This window comes from Allobranchiibius sp. GilTou38 (assembly GCF_017565325.1).
In the GTDB taxonomy this organism is placed as follows: Bacteria; Actinomycetota; Actinomycetes; order Actinomycetales; family Dermatophilaceae; genus Allobranchiibius; species Allobranchiibius huperziae.
Genome location: NZ_JAGEKN010000004.1, coordinates 286,117 through 307,770, shown reverse-complemented (window position 1 = coordinate 307,770; position 21,654 = coordinate 286,117). Strand labels below are relative to the sequence as shown.

The window sequence follows — 21,654 nt, the reverse complement described above, 5'->3', positions numbered from 1 at the left end:
TCTACCGGTAGTTCCCCATCCGCCCCGATAGCATCGCGTGATGACCGACTCGCCCACGCAGACCTCCGACGAACGACCCACCGACGCGGACCTGCAGGACCCGGTCTTCCGGTCAGGTGTGACGGCGTTGCTGGGGGTGCTCGCCTACGGCGAGCTGAAGAGTTTCTTCGCCACGGTCGAGGACGCCGGGATGGCGCCCGGAGTCGGGCGCACGGAAGCCATGGCGGCGTTCGCGGTGCGCGAATTCGAGCACTATCAGGCGTTGTCGGAGCGACTGCGGCAGTTGGGCGCCGACCCGCAGCGGGCGATGGAGCCGGTGGTCGATGCGGTCGACGAGTGGCATCGCCGTACGAAGCCGAAGAACTGGACCGAGGGCCTGATGAAGGCGTACGCCGGGCAGTCGATCGCCACCGACTTCTACCGCGAGTGCGCCCAGTGGGTCGACCCGGAGAGCCGGACCCTGATGCTGGAGGTGCTGGGCGACAACGAGCAGGCCGACTACGTCGAGACGCAGCTGCGCGACGCCATCGCCGCGGACAGCCGGGTCGCGAGCACGCTCGCCCTGTGGGGACGGCGCCTGGTCGGCGAAGCCATCACTCAGGCGCAGCTGACGATCGCGGAGAACGACCAGCTGGAGAAGTTCCTCGTAGCCGACGGCTCAGGCAGCGGGATGTCCCTGGAGGAACTGTCGGAGCTGTTCACCCGGCTCACCGATGCCCACAAGGCGCGGATGGAGACCCTCGGCCTCACTGCCTGAGGCGCTCGTTCCGTCGGCGGAATCTGACCTGGTCCAGGTGGAGGATCTCGTTGGTGGGGCCGGGGTAGCGCGGTGGTGCTGGCTGAACCGGGGGTGGTGTCGCGTCGGGTGGGGTGGTGGCGACGGCGGGTTCGATGGGGTGGCCGTGGCGGGTGGCGAATCGGAACCGTGCGGGTCTGCCGGGTCTGCCAGGTTCGGGGTGGATGGTGTAGTCGCCGGTGTGGTGGCGGTCGTGGTGGTGGGGGCAGAGGCTGATCAGGTTGGTGATGTTCGTGGTGCCGCCGTCGGCCCAGTGGACGATGTGGTGGCATTCCAGGTGGTGGACCGCTGCGCAGCCGGGGTAGGCGCAGCCGCGGTCGTGGTCTTCGATCAGGCGGCGGGTGCGGCGGGGGACGATGCGGTGGGTTCGTCCGACGTTGACGGGTGTGCCGTCGGTTTCCCAGACGGGTTGCACGAGCCCATCGCAGGTCCACTTCCTCAGGAGGTGCGGGGGTAGGGCGCCGCGCTTGGTGAGCCAGCCCTGGCCCGATGTGTCGAGGTGCAGGTAGATCCGGAACGTGTCGGCCCGTCCGGCAATCTCGGTGGTGCCGACGTGCAGGGAGCGGGTGGCGATTTGGGCCATCGCGTCCGCGAGACGCACTCGCCGCCCTTGTTCTTTGCTGTCGGTCGCCAGGAAGAGGGCGTCTTTGGCTTCGATGAGGGCTTGTTCGACGAGGGCTCCGATGTCGGCGGGTGCGGAGTAGGTCAGGTGGAACCGGTCGTGGTCGTAGTGCATCGACAGTTCCGCGGGTTGGGCGGAGATGGAGAACGGGTCCGGTGGTGGGGTGGGGCTGTCGGTGTCCGGCTGGTCGGAAAAGTCGTAGTTGACCAGGGCACGGCGTAGTTGGGGGACGGTGGCGTGCACGGCCAGGTCCACGACGGCCTGGTCGTACCCGACCGGGGTGTGCGCGGCGACGACGGCGGCCTGACCCAGCGACAGCCGACCGGTGTGCAGTTCACGGGACAGCGCGGGCAACTCGACCGACCGGGTGGCGATCCAGACCAGGTCGCGGGCGGTGGCGGGGGAGACCCCGGCGAAGCAGGTCAGCCAGTGCTCGGGGGACCGAATCCCGCCGATCGCCCACGACTCCTCGCGCACCAGGTCGGTGACCAGGTCGATCAGGTCAGCGTGTGCGGCGTTCAACCGCCCGCAGATCGCCCTGACCTCATTCAACGGGTCCGTTACCGAAAGTGCAGCAGGCACAGGGCTGTCCGCGCTGTTACCGACAGCTGCGAGACCCGGTGTCGAACTCATGTATGAAGTCAATCACCGACCACCGACAAGCCCTTATCTGCCGACGCCCGAGGACCTCGATGAGGTCCTAGCCTTTTACCGCTCGGTGGGGTGGGTGACTTACGCCGAAGACGCCGTGGTGCTCCGAGCGGCTCTAGCCGGTTCCACCATCGTCGCGGTCGCCCGCCGCGCCGGCGTCCTGGTGAGTCTGGCCAGAGTTATAAGCGACGGCGCGACCATCTGCTTCCTCAGGGACGTTCTCGTTCATCCGAAGGCGCAGCGGGCCGGGATCGGCCGCCGTCTCGTCGAGACCGCGCTTCACCCTTCGGCTCGGTGCGCCAGAAGGTCCTGCTCAGCGACGACGAGCCCGGCCAGCGAGCCTTCTATGAATCACTCGGTTACAGCGAAACCCGCGACTTCGACCGCGGCACGCTGAGGGCGTTCGTCAGGGTCGATCGGTGACAGCGCTCGATCGCTCAGCTGCCGAAACCGACCCGTCGTGCCTGCTCCGAGGCGACGTCGACGTACGCGAGAGCGGACGCGGACACCGTCACGGTGTGACCGCGCTCGTCGGCGAGCACCAGCGGCTCGCCGGACTTGAGCGAGGCGGCAACGAGGTCGCGCACCTCGTCCGGGGTCTGCTCTGACTCCAGCACAACTTCGCGTGCCACGTGCTGCACGCCGATCCTGACCTCCATCGGGGGTCCTTCCGGGTAGTCGGGGTCGGCGTACGCCGACCGTCGCAGGTTGATCTCCTACCCACCGTAAGCGCGTGCGGCCCCAGAAGATTCCACGGGGCTGCGTCCGGGCCGGGTGGGCTATTCGGCGGTCTTCGGGAATCCGGCGAGCCCGCGCCACCCCAGGGCGATGACGAGACGCTCGGCCTCCGCACGCGACATGCGGGTGGCCGCCTCCTGGTGCAGCCAGTCGCGGGCGACCACCTGTGCCATCCCGACCAGCGACACGCCGAGCAGTTGGGCCTGTTGTGGCGTCAGATCGGTGTCCTCGGCGATGACGGCGGCGACCGACGCCGCGCACGCTGCGTCCATCTGGCGCACCCGCTGACGGACCGCCGGCTCGTCGATGAGGTCGGACTCGAAGACCAGCCGGAAGGCACCGTCCTCGCGCTCGACGAACTCGAAGAACGCGCTCATCGCAGCCGCGACGCGCGTGGCGTTGTCGTGGGTTGCGGCGAGCGCCTCCTGGACGAGCCGGGGCACCTCGGTGGTGTGCCGGTCGATCAATGCCAGATAGAGGTCCAGCTTGCCCGGGAAGTGCTGGTAGAGCACGGGTTTGCTGACACTGGCGCGGATCGCTATCTCGTCCATCGACGCAGCGTGGTACCCGGAATCGGCGAACACGGCCTGCGCCGCCTCGAGCAGCTGCGCGCGGCGCGCCGATCGCGGAAGTCGCCCACCCCGGGCGTACACATCGGTCTGGCTTCCCACTCTGACTCCATCCTCCGGCCGGACCGACCGTCCCGGCGCGGATTGCGCACGAGTCGGCCCCCTACCGGCGAGTTAGGTCGGCATCCTATTCCCACGACTACCGTTGCCGATGTGACGCGCCGACCTCTGACCACCCCCGGACCGCCGTTGGAACAAGGCCAGGTGCAGCGCTATTCCCGGCATCTGCTGCTCGAGGAGATGGGCGACACGGGTCAACGACGGCTCGCGACCGCCCGCGTGCTCGTGGTCGGTGCGGGGGGCCTCGCCGCCCCCGTGGTGTCCTATCTGGCCGCCGCCGGCGTCGGTCGGCTGACCATTGTCGACGACGACGTCGTGGAGCTGTCCAACCTGCAGCGGCAGGTGCTTTTCACCCCCGGTGACGTGGGTGCTCTCAAAGCGCAGGTGGCCAGAACCGTCGTCGCGCGGGCGAACCCGGACGTGGAGTTCGAGGCGGTCGCGCAGCGGTTCGAGCCTGGGAACGCGATGGACCTGGCCGCGGACCACGACCTGGTGGTCGACGCGACCGACAACTTCGAGACCCGTTACCTGCTCAACGACACCTGCGTGCTGCTGGGTCTGCCGTTGGTGTGGGCGTCCGTGGAGCGCTTCGCGGGGCGCGCCGCCGTGTGGTCGGCGGGCGAAGGGCCCTGCTACCGCTGCGTCTTCCCTCACCAGCCCCCGGCCGGCGCCATTCCGTCGTGCGCCGAGGCGGGCGTGCTCGGCGCCGTACCCGGCGTGATGGGCGCGATCCAGGCGGCCGAGGTCGTCAAGCTGATCCTCGGGGTCGGCGAGCCGCTGATCGGCAGGCTGCTGGTGCACGACGCGCTCGCCCAGAGCTGGGACACGCTGCCGGTCGCGGCCGATCCGGGGTGCCCGGTGTGCGGCGAGGCGCCCACCATCACCTCGTTGCCGCGGCCCGTCACCGAGTCGCCCGTGCCGGAGGTCTCACCCGCTGCGCTGCGCGAGCTGTTGGCGAGCGGTGGCGCCCGCGTCATCGACGTACGCACCTCGGCCGAGCGCGACATCGTGTCGCTGCCGTTCGCGGAGCACCTGGACGCCGCCGACGTCGGGGTACGACGGGTCGGCCCGCCGGACGGGCGCACGCTCGTGCTGCACTGCAAGTCCGGCGCCCGATCCGCGGCTGCCGTCCGCGCCCTGCTGAACGAGGGGTACGACGGGCCGGTCGCATCCCTGCGCGGCGGCATCCTCGCCTGGGCCGACGAGGTCGACCCCGCTTTGCCGCGCTACTGAATCCCTCCCGGTGCCGGGAGGGATTCAGGTGTCGGTGGCCCGTGATGGGATGCGGGCGTGGTGAGGATGCGACGCGCTGCCGTGTCCGCGGCGGACAGGCCCGCGCTGGACGACGTCCAGGAGCAGGTGGTGAGGGGGACCGAGCGGTCCCTCGTGGTGCTCGGGGCGCCCGGCACCGGCAAGTCCACCGTCGCGATCGAGACGGTCGTCGCCGCCGTCGAGGGCGGGCTCGCACCCGACGAGTGCCTGCTGCTCGCCCCCACCCGGGTGCAGGCGGCAGCGCTGCGCGACCGGCTGACCGCGCGACTGCAGGCCACCTCGACCGAGCCGGTCGCTCGCACCCACCAGTCGCTGGCCTTCGGGATGCTGCGCGAGGCGGCGGCGCTGCACGGCGAGCCAGCACCACGCCTGCTGTCCGGGCCCGAGCAGGACGTCGTGCTGCGCGAGCTGCTAGCCGGGCACGCGGCGGGCGACGGCGACGCACCGCAGTGGCCGGACTTCGTCCGGGAAGCGTTGCCCACCAGAGGTTTCCGGGCCGAGCTGCGCGATCTGCTCATGCGCGCCGTCGAGTGGGGCCTGGACGGTGAGGCGCTGCGCGAGCTCGGGGTGCGGCACGAGCGGCCGGCATGGGTCGCCGCGGCGCAGGTGCTCGACGAGTACGACCGGGTCACGGCCCTGTCGCGCCCCGGCGCGTACGACCCGTCGTGGATCCTCGGCGCGGCCGCCACGCTGCTCGACACGGACGCCGAAGCTGCCGCGAGACTGCGCCGGCGCACCCGCCTCGTGGTCGTCGACGACGCACAGGAGCTCACGCACGCGTCGGCGAGCCTGCTCGACGCGATCGCGCACCCCGGCGCCCGCCTGGTGCTGCTGGGCGACCCCGACTCCACGGTGCAGGGTTTCCGCGGCGCCGATCCGCGCTACCTGCGGATGCTGGCCGAACGACGCGGCGCCCCGGATCCGGTCGTGCTGCCCCGGTCCTACCGTGTCGGGCCCCGCATCGGTGCTGCGACCGGACGGGTCGCCGAGCGGATCGGCACGGTCGGCGCGGGGCTGCAGCGCGCGGCGGCGCCGGTCCAGCGCGTCGACCACGTCGAGGTCGCCCTGCTGCGCGCGACGTCCCAGGAGGCGGCCTACGTCGCAGCGCGGTTGCGCGAGTGCCACCTGATGGAGGGCGTGCCGTGGTCGCAGATGGCGGTGATCGTGCGCGGGCAGGCCCGCGCAGTCGCCCTGCGGCGCGCGTTCGCCGGGTCCGGCGTGCCGGTCGCCGTGCCTGCCACCACGCTGCCGGTGCGTGACGAACCTGCGGTGCGCCCGTTCCTGCTGCTGCTTGAGACGGCGATCGCGCTGGTCGACGGGCAGCCGCACCCGATCACCCCGGAGGCCGCGGTCGACCTGCTGACCTCGCCGCTCGGCGGGGCCGACGCGATCGAACTACGCCGGATGCGCCGGGTGATGCGCGCGACCGAGCTCGACGACGGCGGCAGCAGGTCCAGCGACGAGCTGCTCGCCGCCGCGGTGGTGTCCTCCGGGCCGCTGGACGAGCCGGAGCTGGCGCCCGCGGCCCGGATCGCGCGGGTCCTGCGCGCGGGCCTGACCGCCGGGGAGCAGCCAGCCGCCAGCGCCGAGACGGTGCTGTGGGCCATGTGGTTGGCGAGCGGCCTGGCGAACCAGTGGCGCGACGCCGCGCTCGCGGGCGGAGCGTCCGGCACGCGGGCCGACCGCGACCTCGACGCGATGATGGCGCTCTTCGCGGCGGCCGCGGCGTACGACGACCGGCTCCCCGGTTCGGCGCCCGCCGGTTTCCTGGAGCACATCCGCGGTCAGGACGTGCCCGGCGACCGCATCGTGCCCGCAGCGCCCGAGGACGGCTCGGTGGCCCTGATCACCCCCGCGGCCGCCGCGGGGCGGCAGTGGCGGGTGGTGGCGGTGTGCGGCGTGCAGGAGGGCGTGTGGCCCGACCTGCGGCTGCGCGGCTCCTTGCTGGGCTCCGAAGCCCTCGTCGACGTCATGCGGGGCCGGGAGGCGCGGCTGGAGTCCGCAGAGCTGCTGCGCGCGGCGCAGGCGGCCGTCCGCTACGACGAGACGCGCCAGTTCCACGTCGCGGTGAGCCGGGCGAGCGAACGCCTGCTGGTGACGGCGGTGCGCAGCGACGACGAGCAGCCGTCGGCGTACCTGGACCTGATCGACCCGACGCAGCAGGACGGTGACGGCACGGCCTCCGAGGCGCGCCAACCGGTCGGCGTCCCGGTCGCGCTCACCCTCACCGGCACGGTGGCGGCCCTGCGCCGGGAGATCGTGACCGGGTCGCCCGCTGCTGCAGATCGGGCGGCGGACGAGCTGGCCTATCTGGCGGCGCAGCACGTCCCCGGCGCCGACCCGGCCCAGTGGTGGGCTCTCACGCAGCTGTCCGACGACCGCCCGGTGCGTGCAGCGGATGCCGAGGTGCCGGTGTCGCCGTCCCGGGTCGAGTCGTTCGGCACCTGCGGGCTGAACTGGCTGCTCACCAGCGCGGGCGGTGACGGGCCCGATCTCGGCACCCGCAACCTCGGCACGCTGGTGCACGAGATCGCTGCCGAGTTCCCCGACGCCGATCTCGACACGATGACCGCCGAGCTCGACGAACGCTGGGCCCGGCTGGGCTACGGCGACACCTGGATGAGCGAACGCGACCGGGTCCGGGCCCACCGGATGCTCGCCTACCTGCACGACTACTTCGAGAAGGCCGCGGCCCAGGGGTGGAAGCAGGCCGGCGTCGAGGTGCGCATGGACGTCGTCGTCGGGCGAGCCCGCCTGCGTGGATCAGCGGACCGTCTGGAGTCGCAGGAGGGCGACGCCGGGATTCGGATCGTCGACTTCAAGACCGGGTCGTCCAAACCCAAGAACCCCGACGTGGAGGAGAACCCCCAGCTCGGCGTCTATCAGGTGGCCGTGATCGAGGGAGGCTTCGACGCGGGCGACCGGACGGCGGGGGCCCAGCTCGTGCACCTCGGCACGGCCGCGGGCAGGAAGAGCTTCCTGCCGCAGCCGCAGTCGCCGTTGGACACCGCCGAGAGGCGGTCGTGGGCCTACGACCTGCTCGCCCGGACCGCCGAGGGCATGTCGGCGGCGCACGTGACCGCCACCCTCAACGACCGGTGCCGCACCTGCCCCGTGCGTGGCTGCTGCCCGCTCCAGGAAGAGGGCCGCCGGCTCGGGGGTGACCAGGCGTGACACCGCGACTGGGGGCAGCCCACCTCGCCGACCAGCTGGGGCTGCCGGCACCCACCGCCGAACAGACGGCGGTCATCGAGGCGGCGCCCGACGAGCCGCTGCTGGTGGTCGCCGGCGCCGGATCCGGCAAGACCGAGACGATGGCCTCCCGGGTCGTGTGGCTCGTGGCCAACCGGTTCGTGCAGCCCGCCGAGGTGCTGGGCCTGACCTTCACCCGCAAGGCCGCCGGCGAGCTCGCCGAACGCGTCGGGCGCCGGTTGCGCCAGCTCACCGCGGTGGGTCTGTGGGAGCCGCCGGTCGATGCCGACGGCACCCGCAGCCTCGCCGACATCCCGACCGTGCAGACCTATCACTCCTACGCGGGCCGGATCGTCTCCGAGCACGGCCTGCGTCTCGGGATCGAGCCCGACTCCCGCCTGCTGTCCGAGGCGGCGGCCTGGCAGCTGGCCGCCGAGGTGGTGAGCGCGTACGACGGGCCGATGGAGCGGGTCGACAAGATGGAGTCCACCGTCGTCGCCGCTGTGGTCGACCTCGCCGGTGAACTCGCCGAGCACCTGCGCAGCACCGACGAGGCGCGCGACTACCTCGAGGAGGTCGTGCGGCACATCGAGGGCCTGCCGGCGACCGGCCGCATCAAGGCGCTGTCCCAGGCCGACCGCCTCCTGCCCGCTGCCCTGCAGGCGCGTATCGACCTGCTGCCGATCATCGACCGCTACCAGGCCGCCAAGCGGGCGCGCACCAGTCTCGACTTCGCCGACCAGGTCGCCGTGGCGGCCCGTCTCGCGCGGTCCTTCCCCGACGTCGGGGCCGCCGAACGGGCGCGCTACCGGGCGGTGCTGCTGGATGAGTTCCAGGACACCAGCGAGGCCCAGCTCGTGCTGTTGCGCTCGCTGCTCGTGGCGCCGGGTGAGCCCGTGCCCGTCACGGCGGTGGGCGACCCGCACCAGTCGATCTACGGCTGGCGCGGTGCGAGCGCGACCAGCCTGTCGTCGTACGCCAGGGAGTTCGGCGGCGAGCACGGCACCCGCCAGTTGCCGCTCGCCACGAGCTGGCGCAACGACGTGGCGGTGCTCGACGTCGCCGATCGCACGGCGCAGCCGCTGCGCGAGGAGGGACTGCCGGTCGAGCCGCTGCGCCCCCGACCGGGCGCCCGGACCGGCGCCGTCGACGCGGCACGGTGCGAGACCTCCGACGACGAGGCGCAGCAGGTGGCGGGGTGGGTCGCGCAGCGGTGGTTCGACGACCGTGGGCGGCACACCGGCGCGACCGCCGCGGTGCTGTGCCGCAAGCGGTCCCTCTTCCGGTCGGTCGTCGAGCACCTGGAGCGTGCCGGACTGCCGGTCGAGGTCGTCGGCGTCGGTGGGTTGCTCACGACGCCGGAGGTCGGCGACGTCGTGAGTCTTCTGTGGGCCGTGCAGGATCCGACGCGCGGCGACCGGTTGATGCGATTGCTGACCGGGCCCGCGATGCGCCTGGGGGCGGCCGATCTGGCCGGGCTCTATGCGCGGGCGCGCGAGCTCAGCTTCCAGGAGAGCGGCACCCGGCGCGCGGACGATCTCGAACGGGACTCCCGGGAGCAGCCGAGCATCGTGGAGACGCTGGAGCGACTGCCGAACGCGCAGTGGCGCGGCCGGGAGGACGAGCGGATCGGGGAGGTCGCGCTGCACCGGCTGCACTGGCTGGCGGGCCTGATCCGGCGGGTGCGGTCGATGACGGCACTGCCGCTGCCCGAACTGGTCGGGGAGGCCGAGCGGCTCCTCGGCGTCGACCTCGAGGTGCTCTCCCGCGCCGAGCACACGCCGGGGTCCGCCCGCGTGCATCTCGACGCGTTCGCGGACGTCGCGGCCCAGTTCACCGCGCAGGCCGAGCGGCCCACGCTGAGCGGTTTCCTGTCGTGGCTGGACGCCGCGCTGCGCGAGGAACGCGGGCTGGAGACGACGTTCCTGGAGACCAACACCGCCGCCGTGCAGGTCCTCACCGTGCACGCGGCCAAGGGCCTGGAGTGGGACTACGTCGCAGTGCCCGGCCTGGTGGAGGGCACCTTCCCCGCTCATTCCAACCCGCCCACCTGGAAGAAGCAGCACGACGGCTGGGCCATCGGCGCCTCGGGCGAGCCGGACCTGCACCACACCTGGGCCACCACCGACACCGGCTGGACCGGCGGACTGTCCGGCCTGCCATACGACCTGCGCGGCGACGTCGACGGCCTACCGGAGTTCGAGTGGGCAGCCGACGACATCGCCGGTTTCCGTGAGGCCGTGACCGACTTCAAGGGGCGCGGCGGCGCGCACGCGATCGCCGAGGAACGCCGGCTGGCCTACGTCGCGTTCACCCGGGCCCGTCACGGGATGCTGCTGACCGGCGCGGTGTGGGGGGCCGGCAAGAAGCCGCGCCTGACCTCGCGCTTCCTGCTCGAGCTGGTCGACGCAGGTCTCGTGCGCCGCGGCGAATGGGTCGACCTCCCGGCCGACCCCGAGGCCGTCAACCCCGCCGACGACGACGACCGCACGGCGACCTGGCCCGGTGACCCCATGGCGTCCCGGCGCGCGACGCTGCACGACGGTGTCGAGCGGGTGCGCTCGGCCCTGGAACGCGCGACCGTGGACGGACCGGTCGCCCTGCCCGACGACGGGCGCACCCACCGCCTGCGGGTGCTGCTCGCTGAGCGTGAGGCGCAGCGTGCCCGCCGCGAACAGCACGTCGTCCTGCCGGGCCACCTGTCCACCTCTGCGCTGGTCGCCCTGGCACAGGACCCCGAGCAGTTCGCGCTCGATGTCCGCCGGCCGATGCCCGCGGCGCCTGCGCTCGCAGCCCGACGCGGCACCGCGTTCCACGCGTGGGTCGAGCAGCACTTCCAGCGCGCCGCCCTGCTCGACATCTCCTCGCTGCCCGGCTCCGGTGACGACGACGCCGACCTCGACGCGGACCTGGAGGCGATGAAGGCCCGGTTCCTCGCCTCGGAGTGGGCCGACCGCACTCCGGTCGACGTCGAGGTGGCACTCGAGACGTGGATCGACGGGATCAGCGTGCGCGGCCGGGTCGACGCCGTCTTCCCGTCCGCCGACGGCACGGGTTTCGTGATCGTGGACTGGAAGACCGGTCGTCGTCCGACCGGCGAGCTGGCGGCCACCCGGGCGTTGCAGCTGGCGGCGTACCGAATCGCGTACGCCCGGTTGCACGGCATCGACCCCGAATCGGTGCAGGGCGCGTTCTACTACGCGGCGACGGGGGAGACGGTGCGTCCGCCGCTGCCGAGCGTGCAGGAGATCGCCGCGGTCGTGGGCTCCATCCCCGCCGAGCACGAACCCGACCGCACCTGACGCCGCCCGTTCGCGGGCGCCTCAGCCCTGGCTGGAGCCTTTGCTCTCGTCCTGCCCGTCGTGCGAGTCGTCATCGGCACCGTCGGCGTCCTGCTGACCGTCGGTGAGCGAGGGCGGCGCGACGGTGGCGCCGCCGGCACCGCTCGGGCGAACGCTCGTCGTGATCGGGATCTCGACGGTCTCGTCGTCACCGGACAGGTCGTCCAGTGCCTCGACGTCGGCCGGGTCGACCGGCTCGACCGGGACCGCCGCGGGCGGTCGCTGCCGTACGAAAGGCGACGGCATCAGACGGTCATCGTCGGCGGAGGTCTCGGCGAACCGCCGCAGCGCGGCCGCCCGTCGGTCGACCAGCCGCTCGTCGTCCGCGGCGACGGCGTCGAGCAGGGCGGTCACCCGGTGCAGCTCGGCGCTGAGCCGGATGCGGCGTTCCAGGTGCACGTCCGGGCGCTCGCGCCGGGCACCCGCGTAGGCCTCGAGCACGGTGTCGAATGCGCCGGGGGATGCCAACACGAGCAGCGCCGCGAAGTCCTCGGCGGGGTCGGCGACGCCCGCGCGCTCCCAGACGTCGATGGCGGTGACGGTGCCGTCCGCGAGGACGTGTGCCCCTTCGAGGGTGCCGTGGGTGACGCAGGTCGCGAACTTCCACAGCGTCACCTCCTCCAGTGCGCGCTCCCAGCGGGTGAGCAGTGCGGGGGGCACGTGCCCGGTGCTCGCCGCGCGGTCGAGGGCTGCGAGGCGGCGCGCGCGGTAGGCGTCGGCGTCGTACGTCGGTAGGCCGGCCTCCTCGACCACCCGCGGGTCGGCGTCGTGCAGGGCGGCGACGGCGGCTCCGACGGAGCGCGCCAGGTCCGACCCGGAGACCAGCTCACGCCACACCATCGGTGCCCCCGGCAGCACGGGGTGGACGACGACGGTGGTGCCGTCGTCGCCGGTCGCGGTCCCGGCGACGTCCGGCACCGCGAACGGCATCCGGGTGCGCAACAGCCGAAGCAGCGCGACCGAGGCCTCGAGGGCGGCGCCGGCAGCCGGGTCGAGAGCGGCGCGCACGGTCCACGGCGTTCCGGCGGCATCGGTCACCAGCACGCTCTGGTACTGCGCACCGGGGGCCGTCGGCAGCTCCTGGACGCTCACGGGCCGCAGGGTCGGGGTCGCGGCGTGGGCCAGGGCGGCGAGGATGAGGATGGGGCGGAGCACGTGCTCAACGGTAAACGCAGGGCGGGCCGTAGCCTGGGAACGTGCCTGCGACACCCACGAGCCTGTCCGATCTGGTGCTGTCCCGCACGACGCTGGATCGCGCCGCCCACCGACGCCACGATCCCGGGCTATTGGGGCGGCTCCTGACCAGTCCGCAGACCCGCGTCCTCGATCTGTACGGCGATCGCGCACGGGTGCGCGACGGCGGGCTGGTCCTGCGCGCGCCGGAGGCCGGCGACCTGGATCGGCCAGCCGTCTTCCTCGGGGTGGCCGACGGCGCCGACGTGGTCGCCGTCGACCGGATCGACGACGAGGCGCCGCAGGACGCGGCCACCATGCGCAGCGTCGGGCTCGACCTGGACACCCATGACGTCGGCATCCTCACCACGGGTCTCGGCATCGTGAACTGGCAGCGCACGCAAGGCTTCTGCCCGCGCTGCGGCGCTCGCGCCGAGGTGTCCGAGTCCGGATGGGGCCGGCGCTGCACCCGCGAGGGCACCGAGCAGTACCCCCGGACCGACGCTGCCGTGATCATGTCCGTCATCGATGACGACGACCGGCTGCTGCTGGCGCGCGGCACCCGCTTCGGCGGCACCACCAACCGGATGTCGGTGCTGGCTGGTTTCGTGGAGCCCGGTGAGTCGCTGGAGCACGCGGTCGCCCGTGAGGTCGAGGAGGAGGTGGGTGTGAGCGTGTCGCAGGTCGACTTCCGCGGCGACCAGCCGTGGCCCTTCCCCGCGTCCCTAATGGTGGGGTTCGCGGCGCGCGCGACGTCCACCGAGCTGGTGCTGCAGGACGAGGAGATCGCCGAGGCGCGCTGGTTCAGTCGCGTGGAGCTGGCCGCCGCGCTCGGCGACGGATCGCTCGGCGTCCCACCTTCGCTCTCGATCGCCCGGCACCTCATCGAGGACTGGTACGGCGGCCCGTTGCCGGAGCAGGCCGGCGAACGATGGTGACGTCGGTGGGCTGCTGATGGCCAGCGCCGACGAGGTGCTGGCGGGCCTGGATCCGGAGCAACGTCAGGTCGCCTCACAACCGCTCGGTCCGATGTGCGTGCTCGCGGGTGCGGGCACCGGCAAGACCCGGGCGATCACCCACCGGATCGCGTACGGCGTGCTGTCCGGCGCCTACCAGCCCGGCCGCGTACTCGCGGTGACCTTCACCGCACGCGCGGCCGGTGAGATGCGCACCAGGTTGCGCGAGCTCGGCCTGCCGGGCGTGCAGGCCCGCACCTTCCACTCCGCGGCGTTGCGTCAGCTGCACTTCTTCTGGCCGCAGACCATCGGCGGTCCCGCGCCGGAGGTGCTGAAGCACAAGGCGCCGGTCGTCGCCGAGGCCGGTTCGCGGCTGCGGCTGCGACTGGACCGGGTCGTCATCCGCGACCTCGCGGCCGAGATCGAATGGGCCAAGGTCGCGATGGTGACCCCGGCGGGCTACGCCGTCGCGGCGCGGACCGCCGGGCGCACGCCGCCGGAGCTCGATCTGACCGCGATGGCGCGGCTCTTCGAGACCTACGAGGAGGTCAAGACCGCGCGCGGAGTCATCGACTTCGAGGACGTGCTGCTGCTGATGACCGGCATCCTTGCCGAGCACGAGGACGTCTCGCGGGCCGTGCGCGCCCAGTACCGGCACTTCGTGGTCGATGAGTACCAGGACGTCAACACCGTCCAGCAGGCGCTCCTCGATCAGTGGGTGGGGGACCGCGCCGACCTGTGCGTGGTCGGCGACCCCGCGCAGACGATCTACTCCTTCACCGGTGCCAGTCCTCGGCACCTGACCGACTTCTCCCAGCGCGCCGGCGTCGCAGTCACCAGGCTGGTGCGCAACTACCGCTCGACCCCGCAGGTCGTGCAGCTGGCCAACCTCGTCCTGCAGGCCGGTGCCCGCGAGAGCGAGGGGGTGCAGCTGCAGGCGCAGTCCGACGCGGGACCCGTCCCGCAGCTGGTGCAGCTGCCCGACGACCAGGCCGAGGCCGACGAGGTCGCCCGCCGGATCAAGGCACTGATCGCCGACGGCGTAGCACCGTCCCAGATCGCGGTGCTCTACCGGATCAACGCCCAGTCCGAGGTCCTGGAGCAGGCGCTGTCCGCGGTCGACGTGCCCTATCTCGTGCGGGGCGGAGAGCGGTTCTTCGAGCGCGCCGAGGTGCGGTCGGCGGTGGTGCTCCTGCGGGGGGCCGTGCGCTCGGACGACGGCGCCGACCCCCTCGGCAAGGTGGTGCGCGACGTCATCACGGCGGCCGGGTGGTCACCCCGCCGGCCCGGCGGGGGCGCCGTTCTCGAACGCTGGCAGTCCCTCGACGCGCTCGCGACCCTGGCCGACGACTTCGCCGACACGACCGGGCTGCGGATGCGGGAGTTCGTGGCGGAGCTGGACCGCCGGGCCAGCGAGCAGCACGCCCCGACCGTCGAGGGCATCACACTCGCCTCCCTGCACGCGGCCAAGGGCCTGGAGTGGGACGCGGTCTTCCTCATCGGCTGCTCGGAGGGACTGCTGCCCTTCTCGATGGCGGAGGGTCCGGCGCAGGTCGCGGAGGAGCGCCGACTGCTCTACGTCGGCCTCACCCGCGCCCGCCGACACCTCACCCTCACCTGGGCGGCGTCACGCAACCCCGGAGGTCGCGCGTCGCGCAAGCCCTCCCGTTTCCTGTCGTCCGCGACGGCGGTCCTCGGCGAGGGTGCCCGCGGCCCGGCCCGCACGGCCGGACCCGCCCGCAGCTCGCGGGTGCGCACCGCCAAGGTGAGCAACTGCCGGGTCTGCGGCAAGGTGCTGCACGCCGCAGCAGAGCGCAAGATCGGCCGGTGCGGGGAATGCCCTCCCGGTTACGACGAGGCGCAGTTCGAGGCGTTGCGTGCCTGGCGGCTGGCCGTAGCCACCACCACGAAGGTGCCCGCGTTCGTGGTGTTCACCGACGCCACGCTGGTCGCCATCGCCGAGCAGCGACCGACCGATGTGGCCGGCCTGTCGGGCATCTCCGGGGTGGGGGCCCGCAAACTGGCGACGTACGGGGAGTCCGTGCTCGGCGTACTCGCAGGTGACGACCCGCAATCTGCTGCCGAAAAGTGTTGTGATGCAATGAAATCCGAATCAAAATGACATTGGTGGAAGATTTCAAGGAAAATCAGTTGCCCCGTCTTGTAGGGCACCCGTAACCTCGAACACGTTCAGCCCAGCCGCTTCGGTAGCGGTGTGGGGACCATGACAGCGAAAGGAGGGTCGGCCTGATGGAGAACATCACCGCCACGATCGAGCGCTCGCAGCGCGCGGCGATGACGTCTGCCCAGATCACGATGCCGACCCTCGCGGAGTTCGCACGTTGGTCCCAGGGGAGCAGTGTCGCTACCGCCGCCCGGCGCCCGAAGTTCGCGCCGTACGGCACCGATGTCGTCGGCGACAACACCCCGTCCCGTTCCGCAGCTTGTGGACCACCTGGCTGAGATCAGCTCAGGAGTCTCACCTCCAGGCCGCGGAACCCACCACAGGGTCCGCGGCCTTTTTGTATGTCGCGGCCTTCGCACCGGAAGCGAAAACCCATGCAGACCAGCACGACCCGCCAACACCAAGCCCCCACAAGGGGCGCGACAACCAAGGAGGTGCCGGAGATGATGCTGACCGATCTGATCGATCACACCCAGCAGCAGGAGGACGCCGGGGCACGACTGCCGTGCCGGGTGAACGAAGCCGAACTGTGGTTCGCCGAGAGGCCGCAGGACGTCGAGTTCGCCAAGGCCCTGTGCGGCGACTGCCCACTGCGGGAGGCCTGCCTCGCCGGCGCCCTGGAGCGGTCCGAGCCGTGGGGCGTCTGGGGTGGGGAGCTGTTCGTCGGCGGCGTGACCGTCGCCAGGAAACGGCCCCGTGGTCGCCCGAGGAAGCACCCGGTCGCTGCGTGATCAACGATTGACTCATGAATCGTCATATTCCACAAGGAGTTTCACCATGTACAGCATGCGGTATGTACAGGCCGCCACCCGACCACCCGGTCGGACGGAGAAGCGAGGGGTCCCGCGACCCGCTCACCAGATCACGAGCGAGGTACGCCGGATCGAACGGCGTCGCTACCGGAAGTAGCAACACCGGCACTACGGGCCGGGTGGCCCACCACGGCCGCCCGGCCCGTTTGTCGTATCCCGGGAGGCCGTCGTTGGGTGCGGGAAAGTGACCGCGGCGCCGACAACCCACCCTGGCGCCGTACGCCGGTGCAGGAAAGTGACCGCCCGGCCGATGTTCCACGCAGGTGATACCGGCAGCGCGAGCCAATCGCAGTGGTGATCAGTCCAGCGGGGGGAAGTCCGCGCCGGGCACGGCGCGATTGACGATCTCACGCGCCGGCACGGTACCCTCGATCTGACTGAGCACCGCGATCCCGCCGAGCCAGGCACGGTGGATGAGCAGGTAGCTTGGCGGCAGGTTGAGCTTCAGTCCGGTGGCGAACTGTGCGCTGCGCGGGTCGTTGACGTAGGCGAAGATGCTGCGCATCCACGCCCGGCTGAACTCGAACTCGGCGGTGTGCAGCGGCTCGAGGAAGACGCTGAGGTAGGCCAGCACCGCTTCGTCGTCGATGCGCACGCCGCGGCGGATGAAGCCCTCGGCGCGCAGTCCGTCGAGCAGTGCCGTCGCGTCGCCGTGGACGGCGGCGTTGAGCAACTCGCCCAACGCCGGCGGCAACCCGTCGGGCAGCCGGTTGATCGCACCGAAGTCGAGGACACCGAGACGGCCGTCGTCCATCAGGCGGAAGTTGCCCGGATGCGGGTCGGCGTGCAGCAGCCCGGCGCGGCCCGGACCGGCGACCAGGAACTCCAGGTAGTGGGCCGCCGCGGTGTCGCGCTGCTCCTGCGTGCCTGAGGCGATGATCGCCGACAGCGGTGTGCCGTCGATCCATTCGCTGACGATGGCGCCCGCACTGCTGGTCACGACGTGCGGGATCAGGTAGTCCGGATCGTCGTCGTAGGCCGTCGCGAACTGCTCCTGCATGGTGGCTTCGAGGGGATAGTCGGTCTCTTCGGCCATCCGGCCCTTGAGCTCGTCCAGGATCGGGCCGACGTCCAGGCCCGGCACCCAGCTGGTCGTCAGACGCATCACCCGGGAGACCTGCTGCAGGTCCGACATGAGTGCCTCGCCGGCACCGGGATACTGCAACTTGACCGCCACCTGGCGTCCGTCCTTCCAGACTGCCCGGTGCACCTGACCGATCGAGGCCGCGGCGATGGGCTTCTCGTCAAAGGACTCGAACTTGCCGCGCCACCGGGTGCCGAACTCCTCGCGCATGATCCGGCGCACCGAGGCGACGGGCATGGCCGGTGCGGAGTCCTGCAGCTTGGTCAGCGTCGCCCGGTAGGGACCGGCGATCTCGTCCGGCAGTGCGGCCTCGAACATCGACATCGACTGCCCGAACTTCATGGCGCCGCCCTTGAGGGAGCCGAGCACCCGGAAGAGCTGCGCCGCCGTCTGTGCCTGCAACTCCGCGGCGACCGCCTCGGCCGGCTTGCCGCCGACCCGCTTGCCCAACCCGATCGCCGTACGCGCTCCGAACCCCAGAGGAAGACTGGCGAGTTTGGCTGCGCGTACGACGCCCTTGCGGGGCAGGTCTGTCATGACATCGAGTATCACGCATCAACCGTCGGCGTCCGGGCAGCACCGGGGGTGTGCACGCCACAGCCGGTGCTGCACCCTGGGGCTCGGGGTGGTCACGGTGACCGAGACGCCGACCGGCAGCGGCTGCCCGCTCAGATGGCCCCGGGCCACGAGCCCGACCAGCCCGGACACGACCGCGCGCAGGTCGGCGGGGGCCGACACCGGGCCGAGCATGCCGAGCACGCCGGGAGCATCGACGCCGATGGCGGCGACGTCGTCCCACGGGCCACCGGCCGCGATGGCGGCCCACCCCGGGTCGCGGACGGCACGGTGGTGGTCCAGGCACCCCAGGCACGGACCGATGCCCGGCCGGATGAGCGGTCCGATCACGGCCCGGCCGGCGCCCAACACGACCGGCAGGTGGGGCACCCCGTCACGGCGCCAGCGTTCGGCGGCTCTCGCGGGGACGTGTTCCGCGGCGATCAGCACCGCCAGCGTGGTGTGGTCCGGGTCGGCCTGCGCGCCCATCGCGGTCAGTACGTCACGGATCGCGTCCGGCACGCTGCCGACACCCGCGACGGTCACCGAACCGGAGACGGCGTCGCGGCCGGTCAGGCGGGAGGCGGCGTCGCCGAGCAGGCGCACCACGTCCGGCCATCGGGTCGACGGCGGCCGGACGAGGTGCGCGCTGCCCCACTGGCGGGCGGTCATCGGTCCCAACCCGATGACCGCCCGTGTCTCGGCGTCACTCAGCCCACTCAGCACCAGAGCGCGCTCAGCCCCGAGACCCAGTGCCACCTCGCCGGGATCCCGCAGGTGGGCACGGAGCGGGACGGCGGCTGTGCTCACGGCAGGACTCCTCGTCGGCGGGAAGTCCACACCCTGGCAGTGGGCACCGACAGGGCGCAGAAGTTGTCCACAGGCCACTCGTGGCGCCGTGGTCCTGACGGTGGGCGGACCTACATTTGGCCCATGAGCTCCTCCTCCGTCGCGGTCGACCCCGACGCGCCCGAGCCTGAGGTGGAGATCCGGCGGTCCACGCGGCGGAGTCGCACCGTCTCGGCGTACCGCGAGGGCGACCGGATCATCGTGCTGGTGCCCGCTCGGCTCTCCGCGCAGGAAGAGGCCCGCCTGGTCGCTGACATGGTCGCCCGGGTGCAGCGATCGACCGCCCGCCGCAGGAGCCCGGGCGACGTCGAACTCGGCGCCAACGCCGAACGCCTCTCGCGGCGCTATCTCGGTGGTCTCGCCCGGCCGACCTCGGTGCGGTGGGTGGACAACCAGCGCACGCGGTGGGGTTCGTGCACCCCGACCCGCGGCACCATTCGGCTCTCGTCGCGGCTGGCCGGGATGCCGGCGTACGTCGTCGACTACGTGCTGCTGCACGAGCTGGCCCACCTGCTGCGCCCGGACCACAGCCCGGCGTTCTGGGAGCTGCTGGGCGGTTACCCGCGATTGGAGGAGGCCAAGGCCTACCTCGACGGCGTGGCCTTCGGCGCCGGCCTTCCCGCGGCCGACGACGACGCGAGCGATGTCGACGACGCGGAGGAGCCGGCTAGCTGAGTCCGGCGAGGGCAGGCACGACGACGCGTAGCTCGGGATCGGTATCCACGGGCAGGTCGCGCACGGGCCACCAGCGCACGTCATCCGACTCGTCGGAGACGGCCGGTGTCGCGCCCGGCGGTGCCGTCGCGACGAACCGCAGGTCGCGGTGTGACCGACACCGACCGAAGCGCGTGCTCAACTCGTGATGGCTCAGGTGCGCCAGACCCGGCCGGACGCGAAGGCCCGCCAGACCGGTCTCCTCGGTCGCCTCGCGCAGGGCCGCTTCGGCCACCGACCCGTCGCCCGGCTCGAGGTGGCCGCCGGGCTGCAGCCACAGCCGGGCCTTTTTGTGGAGCACGAGGCAGACGTGTTCGCGGCTCGCGTCATAGACGAACATGCTCGCGGTGAAGTGGTCCGGCGGCCCGCCGCGCCACATCGCCTTGGGGCCGACCGCGAGTGCCCGCACGAAATCGTCCCTCAGCCGCACTTGCGCGGCGTCGGGTGAAGCATGGTCCGTCAGCAGGATCCTCACGTCGCTCGCCAGCACGTCGTACGACGGGTCGAGACTCACCCGCGCGGGGTGTCCGGTCCGTCGGGACCGCGCTCGGGGCCATCCGAGCCATCGGAGCCATCGGAGCCTTGCTCACCCTCGAACTCGGCCTCACCCTGCGCGAGCAGCGCGTCCAGCGCCGCGTCAACGTCGTCCCGCGGAGGCTGCACCTGCTCGCCGGTGCGGCGCGCAACGTAGGCCTGCGGGTCGTCCAGATCGGCGGCGGTGGGCGCGAAGTCCGGGTGCTGCCAGGACTGGTCGCGCGCGTCGGCTCCGGCGGCCTCCTCGAGTGCACCGAAGAGTGCTGCGGCGTCGCGCAGGCGGCGCGGACGCAGGTCCAGGCCCACGAGCGAGGAGAAGACGCGCTCGGCGGGTCCGCCGGAGGCGCGGCGGCGGCGTACGGCCTCCGACAACGCGGCGGCGTGCGGCAGGTGACCGTCGGCCGCGCGGTCGCTGACCACGTCGACCCAGCCCTCGACGAGCGCGAGCAGGGTCTCCAGGTGTGCGAGCGCCCGGCGCTGCGCCTCGCTCGGCTCGGGGGTGAACAGCGAGCCCTGCAGCGCGCTCTGCATCGCCTGGGGGTCGGTCGGGTCGATGTCGCGCAGCGACCGCTCGATGCCCTCGGTGTCGATGCTGATGTCCCCGGCGTAGCTCTGCACGGCGGCGATCAGCGCGGGGGAGAGCCACGGCACCGCGTGGAAGAGCCGCATGCGGGCCGCCTCCCGGGTCGCGACGTAGAGGTGCACCTCGCCGGCGTCGACGCTCTGGCCCTCGGCGAACGCCGCGACGTTGGTCGGCAGCAGCACGACCTGATCGCCGTCGAGCAGCGGAATGCCGATCTCGGCGCCGCTCACAAGGTCACCGGCGAGCGCGCCCACCGCCTGGCCGACCTGCATCGCGAACATCGCGTTGCTCATCCGCGCCATCATCGGCTCGATCTGGCCCATCATGGCCGCGGGATCGGTGCCGGCGGGCAACCCCAGCTGCTCCGCGGCGCCGTCCCCCAGCTGACCGAGCTGCTCCCGCATCGCGTGCTGGATCGCGTTGCCCACGCCCGCCGCGACCGGCTCGACCAGCCGACGCCACATCGGCATGGTGTGCTCGACCCACTCCGCGCGACTCCACGCCAGGCCGGGGCCGACCGCCGCGAAGGTGGTGACGTCGTCCAGCCACAGGTTGGCGACCTGCACGACCTGATCGGTGTCGCCCTTGGTGCGCGCGGAGACCGACTGGTCGCCGTCGGTCGCCACCTGCTTGCGGGCGATGTCGGTGGCCATCTCGATGTTGAACCCGCCGTCGGCAGGGCCGGACATCATGGCCTGCATCTGCGCCTGCAGCATGCCCATGGTCGCCGGGTCGAGGCGGTCGATCCCCATGTTCTTCAGAGCCTCGGCGAACTCCGGGTGCTCGGCCAGCCCCTCACCGGAGAGCAACGAACGAAGGAGCTCGCCCAGGTCCGGCTGATCGGGGTCGTTCGGGTCGCCGGGCCTACCGGTCGGGTAATCGCTCACGGTGAACTCCTCGGTCGGCAG

18 protein-coding genes and 1 pseudogene are annotated in these 21,654 nt (G+C 72.1%); 11 read left to right on the top strand and 8 right to left on the bottom strand.

Features of this window, described 5'->3' with window-relative positions:
- Positions 1–40: 40 nt before the first annotated feature.
- Positions 41–757, top strand: a complete 717-nt coding sequence (locus tag JOB34_RS03265) for a ferritin-like fold-containing protein (RefSeq protein WP_208051368.1) — start codon at positions 41–43, stop codon at positions 755–757.
- On the opposite strand, the gene JOB34_RS03260 is transcribed toward JOB34_RS03265, so the two are convergent.
- Positions 747–1,970 (bottom strand): HNH endonuclease signature motif containing protein, encoded by a 1,224-nt coding sequence (locus tag JOB34_RS03260; RefSeq protein WP_208051367.1) that lies wholly within the window; start codon positions 1,968–1,970, stop codon positions 747–749. The two genes, JOB34_RS03265 and JOB34_RS03260, sit on opposite strands and share 11 nt — an antisense overlap.
- A 79-nt stretch (positions 1,971–2,049) precedes the next feature.
- Between JOB34_RS03260 and JOB34_RS03255 the strand changes: the two are divergent.
- Positions 2,050–2,343, top strand: a pseudogene (locus JOB34_RS03255) (GNAT family N-acetyltransferase); the annotation flags it as partial.
- Between the two features lie 20 nt (positions 2,344–2,363).
- On the top strand, positions 2,364–2,492 hold the full coding sequence (locus tag JOB34_RS18020; protein WP_347813698.1) for a hypothetical protein: 129 nt from the start codon (positions 2,364–2,366) through the stop codon (positions 2,490–2,492).
- Positions 2,493–2,506: 14 nt separating this feature from the next.
- On the opposite strand, the gene JOB34_RS03250 is transcribed toward JOB34_RS18020, so the two are convergent.
- Both JOB34_RS03250 and JOB34_RS03245 read right to left on the bottom strand, forming a co-directional pair.
- On the bottom strand, positions 2,507–2,728 hold the full coding sequence (locus tag JOB34_RS03250) for a DUF3107 domain-containing protein (RefSeq protein ID WP_208051366.1): 222 nt from the start codon (positions 2,726–2,728) through the stop codon (positions 2,507–2,509).
- 120 nt (positions 2,729–2,848) lie between these two features.
- Complete coding sequence (locus tag JOB34_RS03245; protein ID WP_179479338.1) at positions 2,849–3,478, bottom strand: TetR/AcrR family transcriptional regulator; 630 nt, start codon at positions 3,476–3,478, stop codon at positions 2,849–2,851.
- Between the two features lie 111 nt (positions 3,479–3,589).
- Here JOB34_RS03245 and moeB point away from each other — a divergent pair, with 111 nt between their 5' ends.
- The 3 genes from moeB (at position 3,590) to JOB34_RS03230 (ending at position 11,262) form a co-directional block, all read left to right on the top strand.
- Positions 3,590–4,729: a molybdopterin-synthase adenylyltransferase MoeB gene (moeB, locus tag JOB34_RS03240; RefSeq protein ID WP_347813696.1), complete on the top strand. Its 1,140-nt coding sequence runs from the start codon at positions 3,590–3,592 to the stop codon at positions 4,727–4,729.
- A gap of 66 nt (positions 4,730–4,795) precedes the next feature.
- Positions 4,796–7,942 (top strand): ATP-dependent DNA helicase, encoded by a 3,147-nt coding sequence (locus JOB34_RS03235; RefSeq protein WP_208051365.1) that lies wholly within the window; start codon positions 4,796–4,798, stop codon positions 7,940–7,942.
- Positions 7,939–11,262, top strand: a complete 3,324-nt coding sequence (locus tag JOB34_RS03230) for an ATP-dependent DNA helicase (protein ID WP_208051364.1) — start codon at positions 7,939–7,941, stop codon at positions 11,260–11,262. The genes JOB34_RS03235 and JOB34_RS03230 overlap by 4 nt, the downstream gene beginning before the upstream one ends.
- A 21-nt stretch (positions 11,263–11,283) precedes the next feature.
- Here the strand turns inward: JOB34_RS03230 and JOB34_RS03225 are convergent, their stop codons facing one another.
- Positions 11,284–12,456: a phosphotransferase gene (locus JOB34_RS03225; protein ID WP_208051363.1), complete on the bottom strand. Its 1,173-nt coding sequence runs from the start codon at positions 12,454–12,456 to the stop codon at positions 11,284–11,286.
- A 41-nt stretch (positions 12,457–12,497) separates the two neighbouring features.
- On the opposite strand from JOB34_RS03225, the gene nudC reads away from it, so the two are divergent.
- The 4 genes from nudC to JOB34_RS03205 all read left to right on the top strand — a co-directional run bounded on the left by nudC (position 12,498) and on the right by JOB34_RS03205 (position 16,346).
- Positions 12,498–13,412 carry an NAD(+) diphosphatase gene (gene nudC, locus JOB34_RS03220; protein WP_208051362.1) on the top strand — a complete coding sequence of 305 codons (915 nt, stop codon included), beginning with the start codon at positions 12,498–12,500 and terminating at the stop codon, positions 13,410–13,412.
- A 16-nt stretch (positions 13,413–13,428) separates the two neighbouring features.
- The gene (locus JOB34_RS03215) at positions 13,429–15,552 is read left to right on the top strand and encodes an ATP-dependent DNA helicase UvrD2 (RefSeq protein WP_279538817.1); all 2,124 of its coding nucleotides are present in this window, start codon (positions 13,429–13,431) and stop codon (positions 15,550–15,552) included.
- 128 nt (positions 15,553–15,680) lie between these two features.
- Positions 15,681–15,893 carry a hypothetical protein gene (locus tag JOB34_RS03210; RefSeq protein ID WP_208051361.1) on the top strand — a complete coding sequence of 71 codons (213 nt, stop codon included), beginning with the start codon at positions 15,681–15,683 and terminating at the stop codon, positions 15,891–15,893.
- 165 nt (positions 15,894–16,058) lie between these two features.
- Entirely contained in the window at positions 16,059–16,346 is a 288-nt protein-coding gene (locus JOB34_RS03205; RefSeq protein ID WP_208051360.1) for a WhiB family transcriptional regulator, read from the top strand.
- Positions 16,347–16,725: 379 nt separating this feature from the next.
- On the opposite strand, the gene JOB34_RS03200 is transcribed toward JOB34_RS03205, so the two are convergent.
- Positions 16,726–18,048 (bottom strand): AarF/ABC1/UbiB kinase family protein, encoded by a 1,323-nt coding sequence (locus JOB34_RS03200; protein WP_208051359.1) that lies wholly within the window; start codon positions 18,046–18,048, stop codon positions 16,726–16,728.
- An 18-nt stretch (positions 18,049–18,066) separates the two neighbouring features.
- On the bottom strand, positions 18,067–18,876 hold the full coding sequence (locus tag JOB34_RS03195) for a hypothetical protein (protein ID WP_208051358.1): 810 nt from the start codon (positions 18,874–18,876) through the stop codon (positions 18,067–18,069).
- A gap of 123 nt (positions 18,877–18,999) precedes the next feature.
- Here JOB34_RS03195 and JOB34_RS03190 point away from each other — a divergent pair, with 123 nt between their 5' ends.
- Positions 19,000–19,590 (top strand): M48 family metallopeptidase, encoded by a 591-nt coding sequence (locus tag JOB34_RS03190; RefSeq protein WP_208051357.1) that lies wholly within the window; start codon positions 19,000–19,002, stop codon positions 19,588–19,590.
- Here the strand turns inward: JOB34_RS03190 and JOB34_RS03185 are convergent.
- Both JOB34_RS03185 and JOB34_RS03180 read right to left on the bottom strand, forming a co-directional pair.
- Entirely contained in the window at positions 19,583–20,143 is a 561-nt protein-coding gene (locus JOB34_RS03185; protein WP_208051356.1) for an NUDIX domain-containing protein, read from the bottom strand. The two genes, JOB34_RS03190 and JOB34_RS03185, sit on opposite strands and share 8 nt — an antisense overlap.
- Complete coding sequence (locus JOB34_RS03180) at positions 20,140–21,633, bottom strand: zinc-dependent metalloprotease (protein WP_208051355.1); 1,494 nt, start codon at positions 21,631–21,633, stop codon at positions 20,140–20,142. Before JOB34_RS03180 ends, JOB34_RS03185 begins: the two co-directional genes overlap by 4 nt.
- Between the last annotated feature and the right edge of the window lie 21 nt (positions 21,634–21,654).